Source organism: Candidatus Binatota bacterium (assembly GCA_012960245.1).
GTDB lineage: Bacteria > Desulfobacterota > Binatia > UBA1149 > UBA1149 > UBA1149.
Window position 1 is genome coordinate 1 of the sequence record DUBO01000037.1, and the last position, 2,745, is coordinate 2,745.

The following is a 2,745-nucleotide window of genomic DNA, read 5'->3' on the forward strand; positions in this document are numbered from 1 at the left end:
GGCCGCATTCATGGAGAAACGTAAACCTGCCTTTACCGGCGAGTAGAGAGAGGGGCGCAGCGCAGGGCGAGCAGGCGCGCAGCCACCGCTGACGGCCGCCTGGGCGCCTGGCCACTGCGCGACGCGGAAAAAAAAGAGGGAAAACGGCCAGTTAGTGCCTCTGCCGCAAAAATCAGCCCGGGCTCGAGTTTACGAAAACATACGGTTGCGTAATGATGGCGTCGGCAACAGCGAACGAGGGTTAGAAAAATATGCGTTATCGTACCATTCCTGAACTGCCCCTGATTGAGGGCACAGCCGCGGCCTTGATCGCGGCGGCGGCCCTGGCGCTGGCGGTCTCAGCGTCGGGCTGCGCAACGGTGCAGAAAGGGCCCGAGACAATACAGGCCCCGGTGTCGCGCGAGGTCCAGCGCGAGGCGCAGGAAGAAGCCAGCACCGCCGAGCAGCGGGTGCTGAAAAGAAAAATCGCTATATCTCGTTTCACCAACGAGACCCGCTACGGCAAGACCCTGCTCGGTAGCGCCAGCGTTGACCCGCTCGGAAAACAGGTAAGCGATATGCTGTCGGTGCGCCTGGTGCAGTCGGCGCGCTTCATGGTGTTTGAGCGGCAGGGCCTGGCCGACCTCGAAAAGGAACAGAAGATTTCAGGGGCGGCCGACCTCGTGGGTGTCGACGCGGTCATCCTCGGGTCCATCACCGAGTTCGGGCGCACCACGACCGGCACGCGCGGGTTCCTGAGCGCTACCAAGAAGCAGACAGCGCGGGCCAAGGTCGAGGTTCGCCTGGTCGACCCGAGAACGGCCCACTCTTTTTTCTCGGCCTCGGGTACGGGTGAGGCCAGCAGCGAGTCGGGCGAGGTGGCGGGCTACGGAAGCCAGGCCGACTACGACGCCACGCTCAACGACCGGGCCATCGGCGCTGCCATAACCGACCTGATGAGTTCGCTGGTGAGCGAGCTCGAGGCGCGCCCCTGGCGGACCGACGTTCTCAAGTTGCAGGGCGACTCGGTAGTGATCAGTGGCGGCCGCAGCCAGGGTCTGCGCAAGGGCGACGTGCTGGCTGTTTTTCGACGGGGCGAGCAGGTTGAGAGCAGCCAGACGGGTTTCAAGCTGCGCCTGCCCCCGAGCGAGCTGGCCCGGGTCGAGGTACTTTCTTTTTTTGGTGACGACGAGTGGCACGAGGGCTCGATGACCAGGGTAGTGCCGGGCTCGCTCAAGGGCTCGCTCAAGAATACGGCCCGGGCCGACCTGTTCGTGGCCGAGACTGGAGAGGACGAGCTATGAAAGGTGTTCTAGCAACGATCTGCCTGGCGCTTGTATGCACGGGCTGCAGCTACCCGGCCGGGCAGGTGGTCGTGACCGACGAACGACCGCGCATTACTTTTACCAACGTGCCCGAGGGCGCCGAGATTTACGTGGACGGGCTGGCCATGGGCTCGGCCGTTCAGTTGGAGAAAGAAAACCAGGCCCTGGGCCTGGAAGCCGGCACCCACCGCGTCCAGTTGCGCGGCCCGGATGGTGAAGTGTTGTTTACCGAAAAAGTATTCCTGGGCAGCGGCACGCTCAAAGTATTTGCCCTGCCCGCTGCCGAATGAAGGCGCCCACACACGCATGGGTGCTGCCGGGAGCCTGGCTGCCGCTGCTGCTGGCACTGTCGTTGCTGGGCGCTTGTGCCCCGCAGACCATGTACCACTGGGGCAAGTACGAGAGGTCTCTGTACAGTTATTACAAACATCCCGATGAGATCGTCCGTTTTGAAGAGGCGCTGGCCGGGGTGATCACAAAAGGCGAGTCGCTGGGCAAGGTGCCGCCGGGGCTTTACGCCGAGTACGGCTATATACTCATGCAGCTGGGCGAAGACGGCCAGGCGGTCGCGTATTTTGAAAAAGAGAAACTCGCTTGGCCTGAATCATCGGGTTTCATGGACGGGATGATAGTGGCCGTGCGCGACCAGTCGTCCGGGGGGGCACAGTGAGCGTGCGGCGTCGCGGCCAACACGAGCCGGGCCGCCTGGCCTTCGTCGGGCTATTGTGCGCGGCGCTACTGGCGATCTCCTCGGCCGCCTGTACGCCAACGTTGATCGATAAGAAGGACTATTCGGCGTTTCGCGCCAGCCATCCCCGCTCGGTGCTCATCGTGCCGGTGATAAATCGCAGCGTTGATGTTGACGCACCCGACTATTTTCTCTCTACCATTTCGCGCGTGGTGGCTGAGCGGGGCTACTACGTCTACCCGGTAAACATGGTTCGCGGATTGCTCGACGACGACGGGTTGTCGGAGGCCACGCTCGTACACGAGGGCGACCCCACGCGCCTGGCCGAAATATTCGGAGTCGATTCCATACTCTACATCACCATCGAACGATGGGACGCCAGGTACGCGGTGCTGTCGACCACAGTAACAGTGGAGTTCAGCTACCTGCTCAAGGACGGCGAGAAGGGCAACGAACTGTGGCGCGCGCAAGAACTCCTGGTGTACCAGCCCAACCAAACGTCGAACAGTGGCAACCCTTTAGCCGACCTGGTCGCGCAGGCCTTGGTCGCGGCCTTTACCAAGGCCCTGCCCAACTACATCCCGCTGGCCCAGCAGGCCAACGCGGCTGCAGTCGTGAGGCCCTACAAGGGCATACCGGCTGGTCCCTACCACGGCGACTACCAGCAAGACCAGGACAGGTTCTGAGGGTGGCGCCGGAGTGCCGGCCTATTAGACCGTGAACTGGTATCTCGAAGCGCTCAAGAAGTACGCG

The 2,745-nt window shown here is 62.7% G+C and carries 4 protein-coding genes; all 4 read left to right on the forward strand.

Features of this window, described 5'->3' with window-relative positions; all coding sequences use genetic code 11:
• Positions 1 to 251: 251 nt before the first annotated feature.
• Genes EYQ35_06155 through EYQ35_06170 form a run of 4 tightly spaced genes read left to right on the forward strand, consistent with a single transcriptional unit; the run spans position 252 to position 2,678 of the window.
• Complete coding sequence (locus EYQ35_06155; protein ID HIF63715.1) at positions 252 to 1,283, forward strand: curli production assembly protein CsgG; 1,032 nt, start codon at positions 252 to 254, stop codon at positions 1,281 to 1,283.
• Positions 1,280 to 1,594 (forward strand): hypothetical protein, encoded by a 315-nt coding sequence (locus EYQ35_06160; protein HIF63716.1) that lies wholly within the window; start codon positions 1,280 to 1,282, stop codon positions 1,592 to 1,594. Before EYQ35_06155 ends, EYQ35_06160 begins: the two co-directional genes overlap by 4 nt.
• Entirely contained in the window at positions 1,591 to 1,974 is a 384-nt protein-coding gene (locus tag EYQ35_06165) for a DUF4810 domain-containing protein (GenBank protein HIF63717.1), read from the forward strand. Before EYQ35_06160 ends, EYQ35_06165 begins: the two co-directional genes overlap by 4 nt.
• A 35-nt stretch (positions 1,975 to 2,009) precedes the next feature.
• Positions 2,010 to 2,678 carry a hypothetical protein gene (locus tag EYQ35_06170; GenBank protein ID HIF63718.1) on the forward strand — a complete coding sequence of 223 codons (669 nt, stop codon included), beginning with the start codon at positions 2,010 to 2,012 and terminating at the stop codon, positions 2,676 to 2,678.
• Positions 2,679 to 2,745: the final 67 nt, after the last annotated feature.